The 24,513-nt window shown below is 63.7% G+C and carries 15 protein-coding genes and 1 pseudogene; 6 read left to right on the top strand and 10 right to left on the bottom strand.

Annotated features, from left to right (window positions below):
* Positions 1 to 67: 67 nt before the first annotated feature.
* Positions 68 to 412, bottom strand: a pseudogene (locus UAJ10_RS07145) (DUF4011 domain-containing protein); the annotation flags it as partial.
* A gap of 1,125 nt (positions 413 to 1,537) precedes the next feature.
* Between UAJ10_RS07145 and UAJ10_RS07140 the strand changes: the two are divergent.
* Complete coding sequence (locus UAJ10_RS07140) at positions 1,538 to 2,800, top strand: metallophosphoesterase family protein (RefSeq protein ID WP_322914692.1); 1,263 nt, start codon at positions 1,538 to 1,540, stop codon at positions 2,798 to 2,800.
* On the top strand, positions 2,801 to 6,244 hold the full coding sequence (locus UAJ10_RS07135) for an ATP-binding protein (protein ID WP_322914691.1): 3,444 nt from the start codon (positions 2,801 to 2,803) through the stop codon (positions 6,242 to 6,244).
* A 154-nt stretch (positions 6,245 to 6,398) separates the two neighbouring features.
* Here UAJ10_RS07135 and UAJ10_RS07130 read toward each other — a convergent pair whose 3' ends face one another.
* Both UAJ10_RS07130 and UAJ10_RS07125 read right to left on the bottom strand, forming a co-directional pair.
* Positions 6,399 to 10,583 carry an NACHT domain-containing protein gene (locus UAJ10_RS07130; protein WP_322914690.1) on the bottom strand — a complete coding sequence of 1,395 codons (4,185 nt, stop codon included), beginning with the start codon at positions 10,581 to 10,583 and terminating at the stop codon, positions 6,399 to 6,401.
* Between the two features lie 6 nt (positions 10,584 to 10,589).
* A complete protein-coding gene (locus tag UAJ10_RS07125; protein ID WP_322914689.1) occupies positions 10,590 to 10,769 on the bottom strand; it encodes a hypothetical protein in 180 nt (59 codons plus the stop codon).
* A gap of 642 nt (positions 10,770 to 11,411) precedes the next feature.
* Here UAJ10_RS07125 and UAJ10_RS07120 point away from each other — a divergent pair.
* The gene (locus UAJ10_RS07120) at positions 11,412 to 11,894 is read left to right on the top strand and encodes a hypothetical protein (RefSeq protein WP_322914688.1); all 483 of its coding nucleotides are present in this window, start codon (positions 11,412 to 11,414) and stop codon (positions 11,892 to 11,894) included.
* A 213-nt stretch (positions 11,895 to 12,107) separates the two neighbouring features.
* On the opposite strand, the gene UAJ10_RS07115 is transcribed toward UAJ10_RS07120, so the two are convergent.
* Entirely contained in the window at positions 12,108 to 13,070 is a 963-nt protein-coding gene (locus UAJ10_RS07115) for a tyrosine-type recombinase/integrase (protein WP_322914687.1), read from the bottom strand.
* Positions 13,067 to 13,621, bottom strand: coding sequence for a hypothetical protein (locus tag UAJ10_RS07110; RefSeq protein ID WP_322914686.1), 555 nt, complete (start codon positions 13,619 to 13,621; stop codon positions 13,067 to 13,069). The genes UAJ10_RS07115 and UAJ10_RS07110 overlap by 4 nt, the downstream gene beginning before the upstream one ends.
* Positions 13,622 to 13,812: 191 nt before the next feature.
* Between UAJ10_RS07110 and UAJ10_RS07105 the strand changes: the two genes are divergently transcribed.
* Together UAJ10_RS07105 and UAJ10_RS07100 are read left to right on the top strand one after the other, a co-directional pair.
* The gene (locus tag UAJ10_RS07105; RefSeq protein WP_322914685.1) at positions 13,813 to 14,697 is read left to right on the top strand and encodes a hypothetical protein; all 885 of its coding nucleotides are present in this window, start codon (positions 13,813 to 13,815) and stop codon (positions 14,695 to 14,697) included.
* Positions 14,698 to 15,754: 1,057 nt separating this feature from the next.
* Positions 15,755 to 18,448 carry a TonB-dependent receptor gene (locus UAJ10_RS07100; RefSeq protein ID WP_322914684.1) on the top strand — a complete coding sequence of 898 codons (2,694 nt, stop codon included), beginning with the start codon at positions 15,755 to 15,757 and terminating at the stop codon, positions 18,446 to 18,448.
* A 151-nt stretch (positions 18,449 to 18,599) separates the two neighbouring features.
* Here the strand turns inward: UAJ10_RS07100 and lldD are convergent, their stop codons facing one another.
* The 5 genes from lldD to UAJ10_RS07075 form a co-directional block, all read right to left on the bottom strand.
* Positions 18,600 to 19,730: an FMN-dependent L-lactate dehydrogenase LldD gene (gene lldD / locus UAJ10_RS07095; protein WP_322914683.1), complete on the bottom strand. Its 1,131-nt coding sequence runs from the start codon at positions 19,728 to 19,730 to the stop codon at positions 18,600 to 18,602.
* Between the two features lie 150 nt (positions 19,731 to 19,880).
* A complete protein-coding gene (locus UAJ10_RS07090; RefSeq protein ID WP_322914682.1) occupies positions 19,881 to 20,612 on the bottom strand; it encodes an SDR family oxidoreductase in 732 nt (243 codons plus the stop codon).
* Between the two features lie 35 nt (positions 20,613 to 20,647).
* Complete coding sequence (locus UAJ10_RS07085) at positions 20,648 to 21,655, bottom strand: aldo/keto reductase (protein WP_322914681.1); 1,008 nt, start codon at positions 21,653 to 21,655, stop codon at positions 20,648 to 20,650.
* Between the two features lies 1 nt (position 21,656).
* Complete coding sequence (locus UAJ10_RS07080) at positions 21,657 to 22,511, bottom strand: fumarylacetoacetate hydrolase family protein (protein ID WP_322914680.1); 855 nt, start codon at positions 22,509 to 22,511, stop codon at positions 21,657 to 21,659.
* An 86-nt stretch (positions 22,512 to 22,597) separates the two neighbouring features.
* A complete protein-coding gene (locus UAJ10_RS07075; protein ID WP_322914679.1) occupies positions 22,598 to 23,308 on the bottom strand; it encodes a GntR family transcriptional regulator in 711 nt (236 codons plus the stop codon).
* A 59-nt stretch (positions 23,309 to 23,367) separates the two neighbouring features.
* Between UAJ10_RS07075 and UAJ10_RS07070 the strand changes: the two genes are divergently transcribed.
* Positions 23,368 to 24,510, top strand: a complete 1,143-nt coding sequence (locus UAJ10_RS07070; protein WP_322915013.1) for a mandelate racemase/muconate lactonizing enzyme family protein — start codon at positions 23,368 to 23,370, stop codon at positions 24,508 to 24,510.
* The last annotated feature ends 3 nt before the right edge of the window (positions 24,511 to 24,513 follow it).

The raw sequence follows: 24,513 nt of genomic DNA, 5'->3' as shown, positions 1-24,513 counted from the left end.
AGCGACAGGATCTCCCCCGCTCCAACGCGTCGCGGGCATAGACATGGGTCAGCTCTTCACCCGTCCGTTGAAGATGCAGATCGGTGTCCCGGCCGGCAGCCCCCTCCATGGGTGGGGCGGCCACAATGCGGAAGCTGGCGCCATCGGCCAGGCGATCCTCCAGCGCCGCCGGGTTAGGGCACAGCAGCCGGATGGAGGTGGACCCCAGCTTCACGTTCAGCAGCCGGTTGCGGGTGGTGAGGTCCAGCAGTTTGCGCTGCCACCGGTCCAGGCGCCCCTCGGCGGTGTTGGGGGGCGCCTCCGTGTCGGCCAAGTCGAAGTCCGGCAAGGCGGGGGCGGCTTCCAACCCGTCACCAGCGGGCTCTATCTCCGTTTCTTGGGGGAGGGCGCTTGAACCGCCGGCATCCGCCATCGCCAGCGGCCGCAGCCTTTGCATGCGGGCGCGGCGGATATCGAGCGCCATGACGAACTCGCCCTCATGCTCCTCATCGATTTTCCGGTTCGCCTGGGCGATGGCGCGGGAGAAGGGGGATGGGTGCCCACCGGTCACCAGCGTGGTCTCGAACAGGACCAACTCCTGCAGGGCGACACGCTTGCGCAGGCTGGCGGCGTCATGGACCAGAAGGGTCGCGAATTCCTGCGGCTGCAGCCAGACGCCGGCGAATGCGTGTCCGCGCGTCACGACGAGCACCGGGTAAAGGCCCGCTTGCTCCAGCACCGCGGCGAACAGCAGGGCGGTATCCAGGCAGGTGCCCAGTCCCGTTTCCAGCACCTGCGATGGTGTGCGGACCTTTTGCCCTTGCCATTCGAAGCTGGCCGGCGGTTCGCTGTAGGTGAGCCGCAGCGACGCCACGGCCGACCATATGGCGGACGCCAGTTCATGGACGCGGGTGCGGCTTTTGGATTGATAGCCCTCGATGCCGTCGGGCCGGCCGCTGCGACGCAGCACCTCACTCGCGGCTTTGATCAGCTTGGAGGTGCCCGGGTCGTTGGGCAGGGTGAAGGCGGCCAACAGCTCCGGCATGGCCGCCGCTCCGCCCCATTCATTGCGGGCCAGCAGTTCAACCGGGAAATCACGGACCGTGGGCTCGCTATCGGCCGCTCCCTCGACGGTGGCGCGCAGGGTCACCGTTGCCTTTACCGCCTCGCTCAGCTGCAGGAGCAGTCCGGCGTTCAGCTTCAGGTCGCGCTTGGTGATGTGCGTTTCCCCCGCCGGGGCGATATGATCAATTCGCCACTGCACGGGTTCGAAAACAGGTGGGTCGGCGCTGATGTCGACAATCAGATTTTCCAGGGGGGCCGTGCCGAGGTTCAATAGACGCAGATCGCGCAGAACCGGCACGGCGTTCTGGTGAGAGGCGAAACTGAGCTTCGGCGTGACGATGGCGTCAATCGCCAGGACGGGCCCGGCCAATGGAGATTCTTTGATCGCGGCGTTACCATCCGCATCATTGACGATATCGTCCACCACCATGATTATGCCTCTTAACCGGAAGTAGCTCTATCGAAAGAGTATACACGGCGAGAGGGAAGGTGCATGGCTAGTTTCCACTTCATCCACGCCGCAGATATCCATCTGGATAGCCCCTTGCACGGCTTGGTGCGATATGAGGGCTTGCCGTTTGAAGAAGTGCGGAACGCGACGCGGGCCGCCTTCGACAATCTGATCACCTTTGCCTGTGACGAGGCGGTGGACTTCATGCTGATCGCTGGCGATCTGTTTGACGGCGATTGGAAGGACATGAGCACCGGGCTCTACTTCGCCCGGGCCATGGGCAAACTCGCCGCGGCGGATATTCCCGTCTACCTGCTGGCCGGCAACCATGATGCTGCATCTGATATGAGGAAGAAGCTACCGTGGCCGCGGAATGTCCAGCAGTTCAAGACGAAGCCAACGACGCATCTCATTCCACATCTTCATGTAGCCATTCACGGCCAAAGTTTCGCTACTGCCCATGTGACCGATAATTTGGCGGTGGGTTACCCTGGGTCCATCGAAAATCACTTCAACATCGGTGTGCTGCACACGGCCTTGAGTGGGCATGAGGGGCACGCGACCTACGCCCCCTGCAGCGTCGACGACTTACGCGCTAAGGGCTACGACTACTGGGCCCTGGGTCATGTGCATGACCATGCTGTCCACGCCGAACGGCCGCATGTGGTCTTCCCTGGTAACCTGCAGGGCCGTCATATCCGCGAGACGGGCCCCAAGGGCGCGGTGCATGTGGAGGTGGAGGACGGTGTGGTGACCAGGCTGCGCCACGTGCCGCTGGACACGCTGCGTTGGGCGCGTGTCGACATTGACTGTAGTGGCGCCCAGACCCTGGACGATGTCGACACCGCCATCCGGCAGGCGCTGGCGCGTCACCATGCGAGCCAATCCGAGGGGCGCCCCATGGTCGTCCGGGTGGTTCTGAGCGGCCGGACGCCGCTGGCGGGTGCCTTGCAGGAACGCCGAGGTCGTCACCGGGATGAGGTCTGTGCCCTGGCGGCGGGGGTAGCCCCTGACCTTTGGATTGAAAAGGTGCAGTTGGATGTGTCGCTGCCGGCGGCGGCGCCCGTCAAGGACGGCGTCGCGGAGGATTTCATGGCCATGCTGGCGGAGGCCCAGGGCGCCCCGGAACTGGCCGCTGCCCTAGCTGAAGATCTGGCCCCTTTCTTGACCGCCGCCAGAGCAGCCGGTGACAACGACGACGATGGCAGCCTAGCGGCCCTAGCCGACCGGGGCGACTGGTCCGCTTTATTGGCCATCGCCGGCGGCGCCTTGGGCGCACGGTTGGCGGGCAGGGAGGCCGAGTGAATGCGTTTCGCTGACTTGCATCTGGAGCGCTACGGCAGGTTTGAGGATTGCCGGCTGTCGTTCCGCGCTGGCTCCCCCGATTTTCACATGATCTACGGGCCCAACGAGGCGGGGAAGTCCACCACCCTGGCGGCGGTGTCCGACCTGCTGTTCGGCATCCCACTACGCAGTTCCTACAATTTCCGCTTCGACTACACGCTCATGCGGGTCGGCGCCACCTTGGAGGAGGACGGGCAGCGACTAACCTGCCGGCGCCGTAAAACGCCTCGGGATCTGACTTTGGTCGACTCTGTGGAGCAGCCTATTGATGAAGGGCGGCTGTTACCGCTGTTGCACGGTGTGACGCGAGAAACCTTCAGCAGCGGCTTCAGCCTGGACCAGGCGGGTTTGCGCCGGGGCGGCGAGGCGATGGTGGAGGCCAGTAGCGATCTGGGCCAGGCCCTGTTCGCTGCCGGTTCCGGCCTTACCAGCATTGCCGAGGTCCAGGCGGCATTGGAGGAGGAGGCCGATGGCATCTGGGGCCGGCGCGCCGCGGCCAGGCGCACCTTCACCATGGCCGAACGGCAGTTGAAGGCCAGCTTGGACGCCATGCGTGATCAACAGCTAAGGCCCAAGGAATGGTCCGACGCCCGCGCCTTGGTGGAAGAGCGTGAGCAGACGCTTAAGGACCTGCGGGAGAAATTGGGTCTGCTGCAGGCGGAACGTATCGTGGCGGAACGCCTGCGCCGCATCAGCCCGGCCATGCGCCTGCGGGCGGCCATGCTGGCGGCCCTTGCCGAGATGGGGCAGGTGGTCGCGTTCTCGCCCCCTGAAGAGCGGCGCGTCGAGGACGCCCTGTCGGACTTGCTCAGGGCTGAGCTGAACCGCGTCGCGGCCGAACGGCGGCGCAATGATGTGTTGGAGCGTCTGAAGCCCTTGCAGGTCGATTCCATCCTTGCCCTGGCGGATCGCATCGAGCGTCTTATGGAAGAGCGTGGCACCGCCTCCAAAGGAGGGATCGATCTGACCAGACTGGAAGGGGAACGGCGAGGTATGGAGGAGCGGGCGGCGCGCCTGCGCGGCGAACTGGCCTTGTCCGGCGATCTGCCCTCCAGTCTGGCGGCGCGAAAGCTGCGCGACATCGCGCAACGACATGCCGCCGCATTGGCCACCCTACGGTCCCGGACGGATGACCTGGAGGACAAGCGCGCGCGAGCCGAACCGCTGCGCGCTGAACTGGCCGATGCCGTCCTGATGGAAGGCCTGACGACGCTGACAGCGGCCATTAGCCAGGCCCAGGCGCTGGGCGGGGATTTTGACGAACGCTGTGCTGGCGAACGGGCCACCGCCGAGAGAGCGGAGGCGGACGCACAGGCGGCATTGGCCGCCCTCCACCCTTGGCAAGGGGACGCCGCCCGGTTGGCGGCCCTTCCCATGGTCGACGACCTGGAAATCCAGGCGGCGTCGGAGATGGAGCTGAGGGCGGCGGCGAGCCTGGAAGATCTGCGGGCCGAGGAACGCCGGCTGGCCACCGAGCTGGAGCAGCGGGACCTGCAGCGCACCCAGCTGGCCCAAACGGGACAGGCCGTGTCGGCCGCAGAGGTGGCAAAGGCGCGAAGCGAACGGGACGCCGTCTGGCAGGACATTGATATATATTTGCGCCATGGCCAGCCCTTGGATAGGCCCGCCGCTGTGGCTGAAACCTATGCCACGGCGATGGATAACGCTGACCACGTTGCCGACCGCCGCTATGAAACAGCGGAGGCGTCCGCCCGGCTGACAGCCTTGGATCACGACCGGGAGCTGCTGGTGGCGCGTCGGGATGCGGCGCGACAGGCCATACGGGAGGCTGAGGCTGCCCAAACAGCCCGGTGGCAGTCATGGGAAGAGCGTCTTCGGGCCCAGTCGTTGCCAACGCTGGCGCCATTGCCGTTGCGTGGCTGGTTTGCTCAACGGCAGCGAGCCTTGGACGGATACCGGGCGGCGATTGACGCGCGTCTGCAGGCCGACTGGTCCAGGGACCGCCGGCAGGAAGTGATGACCGACCTGGCCAAAGCGCTGAACGCCCCACCGGCTACGGATCGGCTGTCTGCCCTTCTGACGGCGGCTGATCGGCAAAGGATGGAAGGTGAGGCACTGCGCCAGGCCGTCCAGGACAAGCTATCGCGGCTGAGCGGCTTGGATGAAGATATTGTCCGCTTGGAACGACAGCTGGAGCACGACAGGCGGGCGGGGCAAGCTGCGGCCGAGGAGTGGGCGGAGGAACAGGGGCGATTGGCCATCCGGCTGGACATGGGCACCATCGACGGGTGGCTGGAATTGGTCGAGGAACTGCGCGCGACCCAGGAAAAGATCAGCGAGCATAGCCACCGCATCGCCGGCATCACCCGCGACCGGGCCGCGTTCCAGGCCGCCGTGGCCGCGCTGGCGACGGAGGTGGGCCTGAGCCCGGACGGGGATCCAGCGCAGATCCTGGACGCGTTGCGGGCGCGTGTCGCCGACGCCCGCGCGGTGGCGCAGGAAATCAGCAGTCTGACCGCGGAGGCCAAGAAACATCAGGCCGAAGTCGATGGCGCCATCCTGGACCATGACCTTGCCCTGGAAGGGATCACCCCTCTCCTGTCCCGGGCTGGGGTGGAAACGGCAGTGGATCTGCGACCCTTCCTGGAACGGTCGAAAGCCCACCGGGAGCATATCGCCCGTCAGACGGAGGCCGAGCGCCAGATCGTGACGGAGGGGGATAACCGTCCCCTGGCCGACCTCATCGCGGAGTGGCAAGCCTGCGATCCGGACACTGTGGCGGTGCGCTCGACGGACCTGGACCACGAGATTGGGGCCCTGACACCAGCCCTGACTGCCGCCGCCGACGCTTTGGGTGAGGCCCGCAAAACGTTCGATACCCTGAACCAGGACTCTCATGGGGCGGTGGACGCCGCCAACGACGCGGAGGCGGCCCGGGCCGAAATGAAGGACCAGGCGGAGGTGTTCGTGCTGAAGCGCGCACAGTCGCTCATGCTGCGCTGGGCCATGGACCGTTATCGCGAACAGCGCCAAGGGCCGCTGCTGCGCCGCGCCAGCGACCTGTTCCGTACCCTGACCCTGGGCCGGTTTGCCGAGCTCAAGGTAGACTACGAACCGGCCACGCCCCGGCTGCTGGGCTTGCGGGCGGATAGGGTGACGTTGGTGCCCATCGACGGCATGAGCGAGGGTACCGCCGACCAGCTATTCCTGGCCCTGCGGCTGGCGGCAGTGGAGCAGTCCATTGCCGCCGGGGTGCGGCTGCCCTTCCTGGCCGACGACCTGTTCGTGAATTTCGATGATGAACGGGCCGAGGCCGGCTTGCGGGTACTGGCGGAACTGGCGGCGTCGACGCAGGTGCTATTCTTCACCCACCATGCCCACCTGCGCGACATTGGACGGCGAGCTGTTAGCGCTGATCTGCTGTCCGAGTGCGTGTTGGCGTAGCGGTTGGCTTCGGCTGAGTCCTATCCCGCTATCCCAAAAGTGTAAATTGGTGCGACCCAGTGACCCTACGGAATTCAATAGAATCAAATGGATACTGTGCCGGTCGACATCCCGGCTACATGCCGGTTAACATTCAGTTGTCGCCGTGGGCGTCCTAAGCGCCAGTCCCCGGGGCGATCAGCCGTTTGGTTAAGTCGATGCCGATGACGACGATGTCCTCGACGTTCGCCATCTTCGTGGCCAGGCGCTCCCAGTGTTGCCGGAGTCCACCAACCAAGGCATCGAACGACTCCAGCCGCCCGCCGGACGGATGCTCCCACCAGGCTTTTTTGCCGGTGTGGACGAGAACGAATACGCCGCGACTGGACCGGACGTCACGCAGGTAGTCGCCACAGAGTTGGTTCTCTAACCGCTCGAAGAGATGCGGGCCAGTCCAGGCGTCCGCGATCTTCAGTTCGGCTGGGACGGGGCCGTCGAAGCCAACACCGTGGAACCTAAGGTCGGGTCGCTTGGCGTCGGCCATCTCCTCTTCCTGCGGGATCACGTATCGTCCAGCCGCGCGATCCCGACACCACCCGCCAATGAAGTTGCGGACTTCGGTCTCGCACTCGGCCCGCGCCAGGATCGCTGCCAGGCTGGCGTCCCCGCCTTCAAGGTCGTGCTTGAGATTGGTTAGGCGATCTACCGCCAGGTACCAGAGTTCATGATGGTTGGCAGGCGTACGTTCTAGGGCTGCAGCGAATTCGCGGACCTGTTGAACGGACCAGGGTGCGAAGTCCGCGTCCTGGGCGGCCTTGTTCTTGGCGCGGAGGGCGGTCCATGGCCGCGAGTCCGTGTCGGGATGGTCCGCGGCGATGTCCATCAAGGCCAGGAACGCCTCCTTGCCGGTGGTCTCGACGATAAACGAGAGCAAGGCGTTACGAGCATCCTGGGCATCATCACGCAAGCCGGGAGAGTAGACGCCCCTGCCTGCACGCTCGATGTCGTCGGCCTGCCGGATATAGCGATGCATGAGGAGCAGAAGCTCCTTCATGTGCCGTACTTGACGATATGCCTGCCGCGCGTACCCGGTGCCGATCCGTCCGCCACCGACGAGTCTGGTCACAAAGCGCATCGCGAACTGGGTCTGGAGTTCCGGCGCCTTCAAGGCCGCCAGCCGGCTAGCTAGGGCGGGGATCGCCACATCAGGATCCAAGCCGACCCATTGGGCGAACCACATCGGCGCGAGTTGGTCGTGGCGGATCGCCTTGGCCTTGCGCTCAGCCAGAGCTGTCAGTGCCATGTCAGGCAGCGAAGAGCGATTGATGATCGCCAGCAAGTATCCAAGATTGATCGGGCTAGGCTTGGCGGTCGCCAGCCGCTTCAGAATCGCTGGCGCGATGCCGTCGAACATCCAGGCACCGTGCCGGGCCACGTCGTAGAGGACATAGTGGCTTTCGCCGTTCGGTGGGCTCGTGGCCAACTCGTGGTCGATCTCGGCGAGGACAACGGCCTCGACCTCGGCCGGAAAGGCGCGGTGGACCTCCGGCAGCCAGGCCGAGAATCCGTTCAGTTCACATAAGCCGTACTTGGCCGCGATGGTCGCGTCCGCCGACGTTAACTTGCTTGTCCAGTCCGGGACCTCAGCCGCTTCCATGTTGAGCCCGCTGATTCCGAAGATCACCTTGACAGGCGTGCTGTTCGGCGGCCCGCCTTGGCTGCGCATGACCGGCGAAAACCTCCGCCAAAAGCCCACCGCGCCGTCTCGAAACGCTCTAGCGACGTTCTCCCCGAACTCGGGTTCTAGCCGGCGCCAGTCGATGACGCTCCAGCGATTGAACTCATCGCGCCCCTCTCGCAGGACACAATGTAGGTACCACTGGTCCTGGCTGATCGCGTCGTCCTTGCCAAAGTCGCGGAGCATATCGACCCGCGTTTTCAGGATCTCGACAGCGTTGCGGCGGCTCGCTTCGTTCTTGGCAACGCGCGCCGTCGTCTGCGCCTTCCATCGCGCTTCCTGTTTACGCCATTTTCCTGCATCGGGGTGGGGCTTGGGGTGTAGGCGGGCCTGGAGTGCTGCTTCGAGCGCCATGTCGCCGGCCACAGCCCGTCGCATTCTCCGTCGCCACGCTTCGGGACGGTTGTTTGTACGATAGATTTGGAAGGCCAGGGACAGCGCGATCAGCCGATCATCAGACAACGGCCGCGACGTGATTTCATCGCAAGCGGTAGGAAAGTCTGCTGCTCCGAAGGCCCAATCGCGCCCGAATAGTCCGACCTCCCACAAATCGACAGTGGACTTTTCCTTCTTGTCACGGTGGGCGCGCGTCTCGGCCACGTCGTACCAGAACAATGCGTGGTTCAGCTCCGGCCATGCGGGAACGAGCAATCCGATCGCCTTGCGGGACTCGCGGAACAACTCATTGGTGTGGTCGCCCAATTCGCGGGCATTGCGTAGGATCCAAAGCGCTGGCTCGCTAAAAGCGGCCTCGTCCCGTGCCTCGATCAGGCGGGTGATGCAGCGCAAGGCCTCGCCGGCCAGCCAGACGTATTGTTTGGAAATGTCGCAGTAGGACCGCTCGATCACCGGCGGGGTGGCCAGCAAGCGCTGGAACGATGCGATGACTCCCGGCAGCGACTTGATCGCTATGCGCTCAATGTAATCCGGCAGATTGTAGGCCAGGGGATCGACGTCGAACCGCCGACGTCCCTGGGCGACTTCCAGCACGCTCATGCACCAGGCGATGCCTTCGTCATCCACAGGCAGGGTGGTGAGAAACTCCGCCGTCAGCTTTATAGCCAAGCTCTTAGCCTCGGCGACCAGATCCTTCAACTCGCCGATCCAGATCATGCGTAACAGGAACGCGACGATCTCTTCGTCGTCGGCGTGGCGGCTCAGTAGGCTTCGGATCTCATCGACGAGATCCGAATGGGCGAAGCGCTGGACCGCCATATAGTCCAGCATCGAGCGGCCGTGCGCGGGCTGGGCCAACTGCTCGCAGGTCTGGCGCAAAATTTCGGCGCGGGTGTCGGCCGGTAACTGGCTGGCGTCTCCACCCTCGAACAGGATTTCCGGCGCCAGACGTATAGTACGCGCGAGGATCCGTGGATCGAGCAAGCAGAGCCACGGAAGGATTGGACGGGTGGTCGGGACGATGACCTCCAATCCATATTGTTCTCGAAAGAACAAAGCTTCGATCCGCGTCCGGGAGGCTTGGTTGATGATCTGGTTGTGCAGCCACTCGGCCGTCAGGAACTCACGCACCGACCGATGGTGAAACCGGACAGTCCCGTAGATCCCTTCGTCGAAAATTGGTCGGCTGAGGAGCGTCGCGATGTCTGTGTCGTCCCAGTCCGCGAGCACTTGTTTGACCGGCAGGCCCTTGGCATTGGCCGCGCCGTCCGGAACACGCAGGCCCGACTCTTGGGCCAAGGTCGCGGCGGCGGCGACCAGCTTGGCCCCTTGGCGAAGCTTTTCCACTGTGATGGGCCGGGCGTCGGCGCGGTCTTGGTCGATCTCTTCGAGACGGCGATCGATGCTAGACTTCATCAACTCGTAGCGCGAGGCGATCTCGCCATGGGCGGCCCAGTATTCGCAGACCTCTGCCAGATCCAGCGGCCGGGTCGTCAGCGTCCAGGCATCCTTGCGATCAAGTGCGGCTTTGAAAGCTATCAAGTCCGTTACGCCTTTGGCCCTTGCGAACTGGTCGACTTGCTCGCCGTGGAGATCTTCCAGCGCGACGATCTTGAAGCCATCGATCCCGTCGACCTTGCCCTTGGCTCTGGCGTCGGCACCTTCGTTGAGGTCCAGCGTCTCCGGCCTAGTACCGGTATAGGGCAGGTGCTGCTTAACCAGCATCAAGTCGGTTTTGGGCCGCCATGCCACCGTGCGTCCGGTGATCAGAATGTGGGCACGCGGCAAGACAGAAGCCAGTTTTCGCCCCAGTTTCTTCACGGCTAGTTCGAAATCGCGCGGGGCCCGAAGACGCGCTTCGTCAACCGAATCCAGCAGCAGCCAGCCTTCACCGCCAGAGGTCGTCCAGGTCTCGAAGTCGGCGAACGTACCTTCCTCGAACGCATCCTCGAAGCTCTCGGTGACGTGTTCAATACGGATGAAGAACGCTGCCTTACCCTCGGCCCGGAGGGTTCGACAGACCGCTCGAGTTTCGACAGTTTTTCCCGACCCGGCCTCGGACAACAACACAACTCGGGGCAAGGCAATTAGGTCGTCCCAGTGCAGGCGACCTTCACCGCGCAGCGTCTTGAGGTCGGTGTCGTCGTTGGTATCCTCGCTTTGCCGCAACTCGTGGAACGAGCGCTTGAGCGCGATGAACGCGTCCGGATCGAAAGGTGTCGACATTGGCGGTTATTGCTTGGCCCGCAGCTTCATATCGGCCGCCGCTAAGGCGTCGGCGAGATGAAAAAGGTCGAGACCCGGCGCAATGATCGGACCGTCAGGCCTTGACTTGATCCACGCCAGCATCGGCGCCTCGTTCAAGGGTTTGATCACGGTGTCCTCCGCTTGCTTTGCGCGTAGCTTGGCCACAATTACACCCTAAAGGGGCAGCGGGCGAGCCAGACATTGAGGTTTTGACGCAGGCCCACGGCATGGATGGATGCAGCAAGGGCTTCGATACCTTCGTGGCGTCCGGTGCGGCGGACATTCTGGCGGGACGGCACCAGCTCGTTGAGGGGCACGGTGATGATGAGTGGCTGGGTAGTGGTCGTGGTGTTCTCCTTGGTTGATTTTGGGTTGCAGCACCTGCCGCAACCACTGCCTAGTGGCGAACAGCAGGGATGGGAGGGGGCAACCGGAATCATGCCGATGGTGCGGGCGTACAAGCGAAGCGCGGAACCACGGTCGGTGGGAGATGAGAAGAGGCGGCACCCCTCGGCTTCCCCCTTACGCCGCGTCCGCGGCGGCATGGCTGTATCGGGGATGGAAACCGAAAGCCGAAAATTGTCAGCCAGGCTGGTTCGGTTCACGACAGCCCGGCCCCGCCGGCGGCGGGGATGCCGCCACGTACCAACGGCACATCCACAAACACCGCCAGACAAAGGCGCAGGAGTGGCGGCTTATCAGGGCTTCGGCGGGATGGTATGCTGCCAACCGGTGGCCATATATTCACATGGCGAGAACGGCCTTATTTGAAATCTTTTTCTGAATATCTCCAGGTGAGGGGCCAAAATGAAAAAGAAGAAAGTAATAGACTATTTAAATGCAACTCATTTGGAATTAAATCGATTGGGCATGGAAACAATTTTGTTTAATTATTCCCCAGAAATAGCATCTATTCTAAAAGGTCATCTTCTTATCGAGAGAATACTTGAGACGCTGATAAGAAAGAACATCGAACATGCAGAGCGATTCTTAGACAAGAATCGAATCACCTTTGAGATGAAGATCGACCTTGTAAACGCGCTGGGCCTGCTGCCGAACGCACATCTAGGCGCCGCAAAAGCCCTGAACAAAATTCGCAATAGTTATGCCCATGACGAGAATTACGAGCTCTCCTTTGGAGAGCTAAATTCTCTTAAAGTTTATTGGGAAGATATCCAGGACCAAGCGTATGAAGCCGCTTGCGCTAAGGGCATAGAAGAAGCTGCGACGATGGCCGTTATATTCCTACACTGGACATTTTTGCGCTTGATCCATCCGAATCCAGAATGAAACGCTGTTCCGGCGCGGCAAGCGGCGTTTCTCTTTCGATCGCTTTCACTTGGCAGCTTCAGCGGCCATTGGGCGCTTGGCAAGCCCTCCTGTGACGGCGAACGCGTCGGCCTACTCAAGCGTGGGGGAATAGTGCCGCCGACTTCACAGGCGATCCTGGTATCTGCGCCGCTCCTTGGCACGCTGCTCACGGGCAAGGGCGGCTACACCGCCTCAAATCTGCACGCGCTCGACCTCATCGAGCGTCACGTCGTCCCAGCGCCGGTCATAGAGCTGGGTGGTGCGGGTGCTGGCATGGTTGGCCATGGCAGCGGCTTTCTCCAGCGTGCCGCCGTTCTTCAGGTAAGCGGTGATGCCCGTGGCGCGGAACGAGTGGTTGCCGATCTTGGTCATGATGCCGGCGGCCGTGCGCCGGCGCTCGATCATGGCCCAGGCGTTCGGCTGGGGCAGGGGCGTACTGGTGAGCTTGCCGGTGCCGCGGCCGATGGTGCGGAACAGCGGCCCTTTAGGATCGTCGCGCAGCCCGCACCCGTCGAGATAGGCCACCAGGTAGTCCCCAAGATTGTGATGGCAGGGCATGTCATGCACCTTGCCGCCCTTCTCGTGCAGGCGCACGCGCAAGCGGCGGCTCTGCACGTAGACGTCCTCGACCTTCATATCCAACGCCGCACCCACGCGGGCGAAGCTGTAGACCATGAGCCCGATCAAGGCGCGGTCGCGCAAACCGGCCGGCGTTGTCGCGTCAATCGCATCGAGGAGCTGGCGTGCTTCCACAGGATCGAGGATGGGCGTCTTGCCGGTCTTCACGACGTGCGATGGGCCGCGCACTGAAGCGGCCGGGTTCACCGGGATCACCTGACCTGTCACCAGCCAGTCGAACAGGTGGCGCAGCGCGGCCAGGCCCTGCTTGACGGTCGGCGCCGACGCCTCGCGCGTGCGGGCCTCAATCCAGGTGGCGACGTGCAGCGGCTGCACGTCAGCGATCGACGGCATGCCGGCATCTTCGCACCAGGTCAGGAACTCCCCCACCGCACGGCTGTAAGCGCGGCGGGTGTGAGGGTTGCGGATTTGCGCGGCGAAGAATTCCAGGAAGCGGACGCCGGCACGGTCACCGGCGGCGACAACGAGCTTAGGCGCCGTGAACGATTGAAGCAGGGCCGGTGGTCGTGCAGTCATTCTATCGCACCACGTAGCAAGAGTTTCGCTACAACGGCCGAAATCTGATTTTGGTAGCGGCTTTTCGCCATGGCCCTGAGATTATCTTTCAACCAAACCTCGTCCCATAAAGTCCAGCCTTGAGTGTCAAACAGATCTCGGACCGTATTACGGTCAGTATTAGTCGAGAATTTACCGCACGCCAAAGCCAGTTTCACCTCTGGATTTTCACGGCACGCTTTCAGTTCCACCAACTGTGCTGCAAGGCGATTGAAGACCACCTCACGAACCAGGGCTTCATTGAAAAGCTTATACCGACCGCCTTGGCCCAATTCGGCTTCCATAAACGATGCTGCTTGTACACCCTTGGAATCGAGGTAGCTCTTGCACTCCACTACCTGCAGGACGTTGTCGCTACCGCGATAGCCAACAACATCCAATTCCCACCGTGGGCTGGTGGGGCGGCCAATCTTGCGCTTGTCCTCTGGGCTGAGGTCGACCTTCATTGAGGTATGCACCCAGAAGCCTTGCATACGCAGGATGTCACCAACCAGCTGCTCGAATGCATCCATGTCCCGATCTCCCCCATATATATGATAAAGGACATTATCACATATATGGGAGAGAGGGAATTAAAACTGCCAGCGGCAGCAATGCCGAAAATTACGCGGCGTAGTTGTTTACACCTTCCACCTTTGGTAAGGTCTGCAAATCTCGCGCTGAGCGACATTTCGGCATCATATACCAACTAAAGGTGTCGTCCATGTTTGCTTCAAGAACGGCCACCATAGCCTTACCCCTGTCGTTCCTTCTTGCGGCATGCGCTTGCAGCACTTCGCCACCGGCAGCGCAAGCAAAGCTCGATCGCAATGCGGTCTTGACATTCCTGCGTCCGGGCGACGACACCACGCGGAAAAATCTGACTAGTACTGCAGTTCCGTCGCTAACTGATGCGACCCCGATCGCTCAGCCTGATCCCGCTGCAGCGGCATTGGTGATGGCTGACAGGCAGAATGGCCTTCTTACCCTTTGCGAAGCCCCCCCACCGCCAAAACCGAAGCCAGATTTGCTCGCCGTTGCCGCGCTCATTGCCGGCTGGGCTATCGAAAAGGTCGGAACTTGGCTGGTCGATAAGGTCGTCGGAGTGCTGGACAAGGAGGTGCAAGCATACACGACCAGCTATGTTGCCAAGTCCGAGAATTTCGACTTCTACGACACCTTGACTGCGGGTGGGGGCATCGGCGCCGCCCCTGAACATGCTTGCTTCCGGTTGTCGCGCCGAGTAGCCGGTCCCGCCGGCGCGGCAACCCTCGCGATGGATTTCGTCGGGAAGATTACCTATGACCCGATGATGCCGGAGATCGTGACCATTACGCCGGTTCGGCTCTTCTACAGCACAGACCACATGAAGAAGCCGGACAAGGGTGACAAGGTTGCGGTAGGGATATCTATGTCACTCGATGAAATCGGGCTGAGTGCTTCAGGCGGCTGGCATAGAACAGACCAGCCTGCAGATCCGATTCTCGCTATGATTATCAAGTCTGAAGAACTCCGTCAGGTTTATTATTATCACTGGTTTACTGAAGATGAGGCCAAGGCGACTATATTGGCGCTCCCCCCTGGGACGAGACCTATTATGAGCCGTTAAAGGACCAGAATGGTCACGATGTAATTGATGCGAACGGGAATAAAGTTCTGCTGACGAAGCATGAACGGGGCCATCATGATCGCGTCACTGCCACCCTGACCGTGGACGAGGTGACAGATGTTCCGTGGCTTCTAAAGAACATTAGCTCCTTCCTTGACTCGACCAAGGGCGACATCGCAAAGGCTTTAGTCGCTGCGGCCCAGAAAGACGCCGGTGTGCAGGAGGGCAAGTGAACACCGGCGCCGACGGAATCATGATCAATTGAAACCACCGTTTCAGGGACTATGCGCAAGATTGTTGCACATCCCCGCGAGGGCAACCTTGGGGTATCCGCGATGGGCTTGGCGGCGTACAGGCCCGTCAGCGGCGCCTTAGCGCCTGCAGATGTGGTTTGATATGATTCCATTATATGGGAATTAGCTGGCCAAAATTAAGATAGATTAACGCCCAAAACCCGCAGAACGCCGTGCCTCCGTTGGCCAGGTTATGCGTTAGAGGACAACGATTGTCCCCCAACACATAAAGTGGCCATCCAACGCATAAGATGGCCAAACCTGTACAGGTTAAGTGCAAGGGATTGAAATCCATTGTGATTTCCGGGCGATTCGGATGTGTGCGTGGGATAATTTATGCACGGTTGTGAAGGCCATGGAGGCTGTTGGGTCGAGCCTACCGCCATTCATTTGATTTCCCGACTGCCGTACGCCTGACAGGGGCGCTGGACGGTGGCTTCGCAGGATTCTTAAAGGTCGGAATCGGCCATTGGCTCCGAAATGATGGGGCCGGCGCCCTTCAGGCCGCCCACCCACAAGTCGCGATCATTCAGAGTTTGGAACCGAGCTGGTGACGCGAAGGCAGCCGGCCTCGCGCGTTGCCGGCTGCCTAACGCCGTAGCGAAATCGCGCCCTGTGCCATCCATTCCCCGATCTCACCTTTGATGCGCTTGAGTGCAGAAAACCCGTTGCATGGAATTTCATAACGTGGCACTGATATTTCAAACAACGGGCACTGGCATCTCGCTGTCATAAGCCCATCGATCAGGGAGAGGACGTTCATAATGAAGCGTACGTTGATGGGGCTCGCCCAAGGTGTCGCGTGCTGCGCCCTGTTGCATGCCACGGTAGGCACGGCCTTCGCCCAGCAGACGGCGACCCCGGCCACCGATGACCAGGGCCTGGAAGAGATCGTGGTCACGGGCATCAAGCGCTCCCTGCAGGTGGCCACCGAGATCAAGCGCAATTCGGTCAACGTCGTCGACAGCATCGCCAGTGAAGACCTGGGCAAGATGCCGGACCAGAACGTGGCCGAATCCCTGCAGCGCATCACCGGTGTCGCCATCGACCGCAACCGTGGCGACGGCCAGTTCATCTCGGTTCGCGGCCTGGGGCCCCAGTTCAACACCGTCACCCTGAACGGCCGCACCCTGGCCACGGAAAACGTGGGCCGCGAGTTCAGCTTCGACGTCCTGCCTTCCGAGCTGATTTCCGGCGCCGACGTCTACAAGAGCCCCAGCGCCAACATCAACGGCGCCTCCATCGGCGCCACGGTGAACATCCGCACGGTGCGCCCGCTGGACCAGAAGCAGGACCTGGTGGTGGCCGGCAGCGCCCGCGCGCTGTATGGCGAGCTGGCGGACAGCACCAACCCGTCGCTGTCCGGCGTCGTCAGCTGGCACAATCCGGAATCGACCTTCGGCGTGGCGCTGGTGGCCTCTTACGAGAAGCGCGACAGCCGCGACGACGAATTCGACATCGGTGCCGGCCATGTGAAGCGCGGCAACGTCGACCCCACCGACTATTGGTACGGCCGCACCGCGCCCGGCGTGGGCAGCTTCACCGGCGTGGACATGCCGTCCAACCTGTCGCCCTTCTTCTATGAGACGTCGCGCAAGCGCACGGGCCTGAACGGCACCGTCCAGTACCAGCCGAACGACAACCTGACGTTCACGTTGGATGGCTTCTATACCAAGATGGACCAGATCGACCAGTCGCAGGGTCTGGCCTATGATTTCTCCTCCGGCACGCTGGTCGACCAGGTGGTCAAGAACGGCTCCGCCGTCTATCAGAAGATTGTCGGCGGCACGGTGGATCAGATCGTCACCTACACCCCGCGCCTGACCGAAACCTACCTGGTGGGCCTGAACACCGCCTGGCACAAGGGCGCCTTCAAGCTGGTGTTCGACGCCTCCACCTCGCAGGCGACGCGCGACGGCAAGGAAGACAGCATCTTCTCCACCATCCGCCGCCGCGACATGACCATGACGTTCGACCGGCGCAACGGCAGCCCGATCTACGACTATAACTTCACCTCACCCACCATTCCCAACGTCGCGACCGACGTGAACCACGTCGGCGCCCACTACAACCTGTGGGGCGGCACCGACTACAAGGATGAGGTCAACGAGGCGAAGCTGGACGGCACTTGGGATCCGGGCGGGGGCATCTCCATCTCCGCCGGCGCCTCGCACCAGGAACGGACCAAGACGGCGGACGCCATCAGCCAGCCGGGCTCCGTGTCCTGCGCCTACTGCGGCGGCTCGGTGCTGTTGCCGTCGTCGCTGTTCACGCCGACGACCATGGACTTCTTCTCGAAGTATCAGAGCGACAACATCATCCGCAACTGGATCACCTATGATCCCAAGGCGATGGTGAACTACCTGATGTCCCGGCCGGAGGGTATCTACACCGCGCCCGTGGCCGACCCGGCCGCCAGCTCCCGCGTGAAGGAGAAGGTGAACCTGGGTTACATCATGTTCGACCTGAAGACGGAGATCGGCGGCCTGCCTCTGTCCGTCAACACCGGCGTGCGTATCGAGGACACGACCTACACCAGCGCCGGCGCCGCGCAGACCGTGCTGAGCGCCAGGCCCAACGGCCTGGGCCAGAACCTCATCGTCCTGTCGGATGTCCAGCCCATCAGCTTCAGCGGCCACTATACCGACGTCTTGCCGTCGCTGAACGTCAAGCTGGACCTGACCGACGACCTGGTGGCCCGCTTCGCCACCTCCCGCGTCATGACCCGCCCGACCCTGTCCGACCTGTCGCCGGCCCAGACCATCCTGTCCAATCCGGGCAACGAGCAGATCACCAAGGGCAACCCCGACCTGAACCCCTTCCGCGCCTCACAGGCGGAATTCGGCCTGGAATGGTACTTCCAGCCCCTGTCCATGCTGTCGGCCGCCGTGTTCTACAAGAACATCGACAGCTTCGTGGCCCAGGCCACGACGCCCCAAAAGGTGGATCAGGTGGTGTTCCAGGTGACCCAGCCCACCAACGGCAAGGGTGCCACGGTGAAGGGGCTGGAGGTCGGCTACCGCCAGGTGTTCGACATGCTGCCGGGTCCGTTCGACGGCTTGGGCGGGCAGGCCAGCTTCACCTACGTGGAAAGCGACGCCCAGTACGCCAACGTGGTCAGTGGCGCCAGCTATGGCCTGCAAGGCTTGTCCAAGTACTCCTACAGCCTGGTCGCCTTCTATGAGAAGCACGGCATCCAGGCCCGCCTGGCCTACACCTGGCGCGACAAGTTCCTGCAGGTGGCCAGCGGCCGCAACGGCGATCCGGAATATTTCGACGCCTACGGCCAGCTGGACGCCAGCCTGTCCTATGACCTGACGGAGAACATCTCCCTCACCCTGGAGGGCCTGAACCTGACGGACGAGAACGAGTTCATCTATTCCACCACGCCCGACCGCACCAAGGAGTACCGCACCACCGGCCGCCGCTTCGCCGCCGGCGTGCGCGTGAAGTTCTAAGGTCCCGGCTTCCCCCCTACCTCCCACCCCCCATCCCGGCAACGGGGTGGGGTTCTTTTTGGGGAAGGCCGGCGTTGGTATCATGCTCGTTGGTTGAACGGGGCGGTTCAATTTGGACCGCCCCGCTCCGTGATGTGGAAAAGGAAGCCCCTCACGCCAGGATCGACCGGTCGATCTCCCCCACGCCGCGCACGCCGGTCAGCGCCATGGCGACCTTCATTTCCTTGGCGTAGATCTCCAGCAGCTGGGTGACCCCGGCCTCGCCGCGCGCGGCCATGGCGTAGAGCCAGGCGCGGCCCAACAGGACGCCCTTGGCGCCCAGGGCCAGCATGCGCACCACATCCAGGCCGGAGCGGACGCCGCCATCGGCCAGCACGGTCAGTCGATCGCCCACGGCGTCGGCGATGGCGGGCAGGGCCTTGGCCGAGGACAGCACGCCGTCCAGCTGCCGGCCGCCGTGGTTGGAGACGACGATGCCGTCGGCGCCGATGTCGGCGGCCGCGCGGGCGTCGTCGGGGTCCAGGATGCCCTTGATGATCAGGGGGCCGTCCCAACCCTGCCGGATCCATTCCAGATCCTGCCAGCAGATGGACGGGTCGAAGTTGGAGCCCAGCCAGCCCATGTAGTCGTTCAGGCCGCTTTTGTCGCCCAGCACCGGTTCCAGGTTTCCCAGCCGGTGGGGGCGTCCGTGCAGGCCCACGTCCCAGGCCCAGGCGGGCTTACCCACCGCTTGAAGCAGGCGGCGCAGCGGCGCGTTGGGGCCGGACATGCCGGAATGGGCGTCGCGGTAGCGGGTGCCGGGCACCGGCATGTCCACTGTGAACACCAGGGCCTTGGCCCCCAGCGCCTTGGCGTTGGCCAGCAACTCGCGCATGAAGCCGCGGTCGCGGATGACGTAGAGCTGGAACCACAGTGGCCCATCCGTGCCCGCCGCCACCTCCGCCAGTGAGCAGATGGAGACGGTGGACAGGCAGAAGGGCAGGCCCGCCCGGTGGGCGGCGCGGGCCGCCTGCACCTCCCCCCGTCGGCGGAACATGCCGGAGATGCCGACCGGCCCCAAGGCCACGGGCATGGCGAGGTCCTGCCCGAACAGGCGGGTGCCCAGCGAGATGTCGGCCACGTTCTTCAGCACGCGCTGGCGCAGCGCCAGGTCGGCCAGGTCATCGACGTTGCGGCGAGTCGTCTGCTCCGTCCCCGCACCGCCCTCGGCATAATCGAACAGGAAGCGGGGGAGGCGGCGCCGGGCCGCCTCGCGGAAATCACGCGGAGAGGAGATGATCATGCCGCCGTCCTTTCATGTCCTCCAAAGCGCCGGGCGTGGGTATCGAAGAGCTTGGTTTCCTCGGTCCGCGCCCTCCGTTTACTTTAACGGGAGGCTACCCGCTCCAGCGGCATGAGGTTCTCATGCCGCTGGCATCCGATACCAGCGCCGTCAGGCGTTCGACCAGCCGCCGTCGATGACGTTGATCGTGCCGGTGGTGTAGGAGGAAAGGTCGGACGCGAGATAGAGCGCCAGTTCCGCGATCTCCTCCGGCCGGCCGATGCGGCCCATGGGCTGGCGGGCGACGAAGGCGGCACGGGCGGCGTCGGCGTCGCCTGTCGCGGCCAGCCGCTCATCCAGCGAGGGCGACTGCACCGTGCCGGGGCAGATGGCGTTGCAGCGGATGTTCCGGTCCACGAAGTCCACGGCGACCGACTTGGTCAGGCCGATGACGGCGGCCTTGGTCACGCCATAGGCGAAGCGGTTGGCCACCCCCAGGACCGACCCCGCCACCGACGACATGTTGACGATGGAGCCGCCGCCGCGCGCGATCATGCCGGGCAGGAAGGCCTGGATCATGCGGAAGGCCGCCTTGACGTTCAGGTCGTAGGAGAAATCCAGGTCCTTTTCCGCCGTGGTGGCCAGCGTGCCGGTGTGGACATAACCGGCGCAATTGAACAGCACGTCGATGCCGCCGATGTCCTCGGCCAGCGCCTGGATGGCCGCGCCGTCCAGCAGGTTCAGGGTGCGGGTCTCCACGCCCGTCATGCTGGCCAGCGTTTCGGGGTTGATGTCCAGGGCGATGACCCGCGCGCCCTCGCGGGCGAACAGCTCGGCACTGGAACGGCCGATGCCCTGGCCGGCGGCGGTGACGATGGCGGTCTTGCCTTCAAGGCGTCCCATGATGATGTTTCCTTCAGGTGATATCAGCGGCATGCTTAAACCGGCACCGGGGCATCGGCGCGCAGCAGGCCCTGGTGTTTCAGGTCCGCCCACAGGGCGGCGGGAATGGGGTGGCGGACCAGGCTGACGGCCCGTTCCACCTGGCGGGGGCTGTCCATGCCCGGGATGACGGAGGCCACCTGGCTGTGGGCCAGGGGGAATTGCAGGGCCGCCGCCGCGAGGGGCACGCCGTGGGCGTCGCACACCGCCTCAATGGCGGCCACGTGGGCCACGATGTCCGGTGGCGCCGGCTGGTATTGGTAGTTGACGGCGCCGGTGCCCTTCACGCCGGTGGCCAGGATGCCTGAATTGTAGGGGCCGCCAATGACGATGCTGACGCCCCGCCGCGCGCACAGCGGCAGGAACACGTCCAGGGGCGACTGGTCCAGCAGGGTGTAGCAGCCGGCCAGCAGCATCAGGTCGTAATCGCCATGGGCCAGCGCCTCGACGCAGACCTCCCACTCGTTCACGCCCAGGCCGATGGCGCCCACCACCCCGCCGTCGCGCAACTCCCGCAGCGCGCGGTAGCCGCCCGCCATGAACTGTCGGAACGTTTCCGCATGGCGATCGCCGTGGGCGTAACGGCCGATGTCGTGGACATAAAGGATGTCGATGCGCTCCCGCCCCAGCCGCTGCCGGCTGGCCTCATAGGAGCGCATGACCGCGTCGTAGGAATAGTCGAAGCGGCTCTCGAACGGTTCCGGGGTCACGAAGCCCTGGCGGACCAGGGTCAGGTCGGCATCCGGCACCGGGTCCAGCCGCCGGCCGACCTTGGTGGAGAGGATGAGCTTCCCCTCCGGGTCCAAGGTGGGCAGGTGGCGGCCCAGGCGTTTCTCCGACAGGCCGAAGCCATAGTGCGGGGCCGTGTCCAGATAGCGGATGCCGGCGTCCAGGGCCGACCGGATGGTGGCGTCGGCATTCTCTTCCGGCATGGCGCGGTAGAGGTTGCCGATGGACGCCGCCCCGAAGCCGAGGGCGCCCAAGGATGAGGGGTCAAGCGACATGCTATTCCGCCGCGTTCCAGGCCACGGTGCGCTGGCGCTGGGTGCCCAGGCCGTCGATGCCCAGTTCGATCACGTCGCCGGGCTTCAGGTAAGTGGGCGGGGTCTGGCCCAGGCCCACGCCGGCGGGGGTGCCGGTGCTGATGACGTCACCCGGCATCAGGGTCATGTAGCGGCTGATGTAGCTGACCAGATGGGCCACGCCGAACACCATCTCAGCCGAGGTGCCATCCTGGTAGCGGCGACCGTTGACCGTCAGCCACATGCCCAGGGCCTGCGGGTCGGGGATGTCGTCCTTGGTCGCCAGGAAGGGGCCGATGGGGCCGAAGGTGTCGCAGCTCTTGCCCTTCACCCACTGGCCACCATGCTCCAGCTGGAATTCGCGTTCCGACAGGTCGTTGATCAGGACATAGCCGGCCACATGGTCCAGCGCCTTTTCCAGCGGCACATGGCGGGCGGTATCTCCAATGACCACGCCCAGCTCCACCTCCCAGTCCGTCTTCACCGAGCCGTAGGGGATGACGACGTCGTCGTTGGGACCGCAGATGGCGGTGGTGGCCTTCATGAAAATGATGGGCTGGCTGGGCAAGGGCAGGTTGGACTCCGCCGCGTGGTCGCGGAAGTTCAGGCCCACACAGATCATCTTGCCCACGCGCCCGACGGCCGGCCCGATGCGCTGGCCCGCCGGCAGGGCGGGCAGCGTGGCGGGGTCGATGGCGGCCAGCCGCGCCAGGCCGGTGCTGGTCAGCACGTCGCCGGCGATGTCATCGACGATGCCGGTCAGGTCGCGCGGGGTGCCCTGGGCATCCAGCAGGGCGGGGCGTTCGCGGCCGGGGGCGCCGTAACGGGCCAGTTTCATCGGGTATCCATTCAGCTGAGACGGTTGAGTCGCAACTGATATATTAGATACGTCTTTTCATATGTCAACGGCGCGTAACCGCCGACTCAGAACATGCCGAGGATGCGTTGCAAGGCCGCCTGGAAGTGCACGGTCAGCGCTGCCTCCGCCCGATCGCCGTCGCGGTCGGTGCAGGCGCGCAGGACCTCGATATGCTCATTGAGGGTACGCAGGGCCAGCGGCTGGGTGATCAGCCGCTCCAGCCGGATCAGGGTGACGTAGTTCTTCAGTCGGCGGGCCGTCGTCTCGATCAGTGGGTTGCGCAGACAGGCGATCATGGCGCCGTGGAAGCGCTGCTCCAACCCCTCAAGCGTCTGGGTCAGGGTGGGGGTCAGGCCGTCCTTCTCTATGGCGGCGATCAGCGCCTGGTGGTCGGCCAGCAGGGTCGCGATTTCCCCCGCATCCCCGGTTTCCGCGTAGGTGCGGGCCGCCGCGCGCTCTATGATGGAGCGGAACTGATAGGTGGATCGGGCGAATTCGAAGTCCGGCTTCAGGAACTGGATGCCGGAGCGGGGATGGATGGTCAACACCCCCTCCGCCTCCAGCACGCGCAGCGCGTCGCGCAACGGCTGCACCGGGATGCCCAGCAGCTGCACCAGGTCATTCTGCGACACGAAGGCGCCGGCCGGTACCTTGCGGGCGAACAGCCCTTCCAGGATGGCGCTGTAGGCGATCTCACTTAGGCGCTTGCCCTCCGGAGCGCTGCCGGTGTCCTCGATCGCCGCGTTTGCCGCTTGCTTTTTGCGTGCCGCTGCCATATCTAATTCGTGTCCTGATATTTCAGATATCGATATCTGAATAGAGTGTAGCGGTGAAAATGCAGATCGTCGACTTCCGCATCACACGATTCCAGTTTGCCCGAGATCGGGTCATCGGGGATAGCCAAGTCCGGACCGATGACGTTCATGTCGCAGCCCTGGAACTGGTCGGTTCCGATGGCTCGGCGGGCCTGGGATTCGTCCAGTCGCTGTTCTTTCCCCTGCCGGAGGAGGCGGAGATCATCCGCGTTTTCCAGTCTGAGGTGTGGCCCGGGCTGGAGGGGCAGCAGTCCGGCGCGCTCGCCCACCGGGTGACCCGGCCGCGCGGCGGCATCGCCCGGCGCTACACTCTGCCGTTCGAGGAGGCCTTGCAGCAGGCCGTCTGGGATCTCTTCGCCAAGTCCGTGGGCCTGCCGCTATGGCGGCTGCTGGGTGCGCGCAAGGAGAAGGTGCGCGCATACGCGTCCGGCCTGGATTTCCACCTAGACGACGGGGCGTTCCAGGACCTGTTCGCCCATGCCGCGTCCGAGGGCTTCACCGCCTTCAAGATCAAGGTGGGTCATCCGGAGATTGGGCGCGACATCCACCGCCTGGACCTGCTGAAGCAGGCCGTGGGGCCTGACGCCACCGTGATGGTGGACGCCAACGAGGCCTGGTCGCCCAAGCAGGCCATTCTGAACCTGGAACTGATGCGCAAGGCCGGGCACGAGATCTTCTGGCTGGAGGATCCCATCCAGCGCAACGATTTCGACGGCCTGCGCCTGCTGCGCCAGACGGCCGGCCGCACCCTGATCAACAGCGGCGAATATTTGGACGCATCGGGCAAGCGCGCGCTGATCGAGGCGGGCGGGGCCGACATGCTGAACGTCCACGGCCACGTCACCGACGTCATGCGCATCGGTTGGCTGGCGGCGGAGAAGGTGGTGCCGGTGACCCTGGGCAACTCCTTCCTGGAGGTCGGCGTCAACATGGCCTTGGCCCTGCCGGAGGTCGAGTGGCTGGAATACTCCTACCAGAACTTCGACCATCTGGTGGAGGAGAGCTACCGCATGGAGGACGGCTACATTTACGGCCGGGAGGCGCCAGGCCACGGCCTGGTGCTGAGCGAGGAGGCGCGGCGCGTTTGGCGCCGGCCGGCCATCCTGGACCGCGCCGCCCTGGGCGCCGCCCCGCCGCAAGTTCGCCTGGCGCGGGCTGGGTAACCT

The organism is Nitrospirillum guaranorum, assembly GCF_034653275.1.
Taxonomy (GTDB): domain Bacteria; phylum Pseudomonadota; class Alphaproteobacteria; order Azospirillales; family Azospirillaceae; genus Nitrospirillum.
The sequence above is the reverse complement of the archived record's forward strand: the minus strand, read 5'-3'. Positions and strand labels throughout refer to the sequence as shown.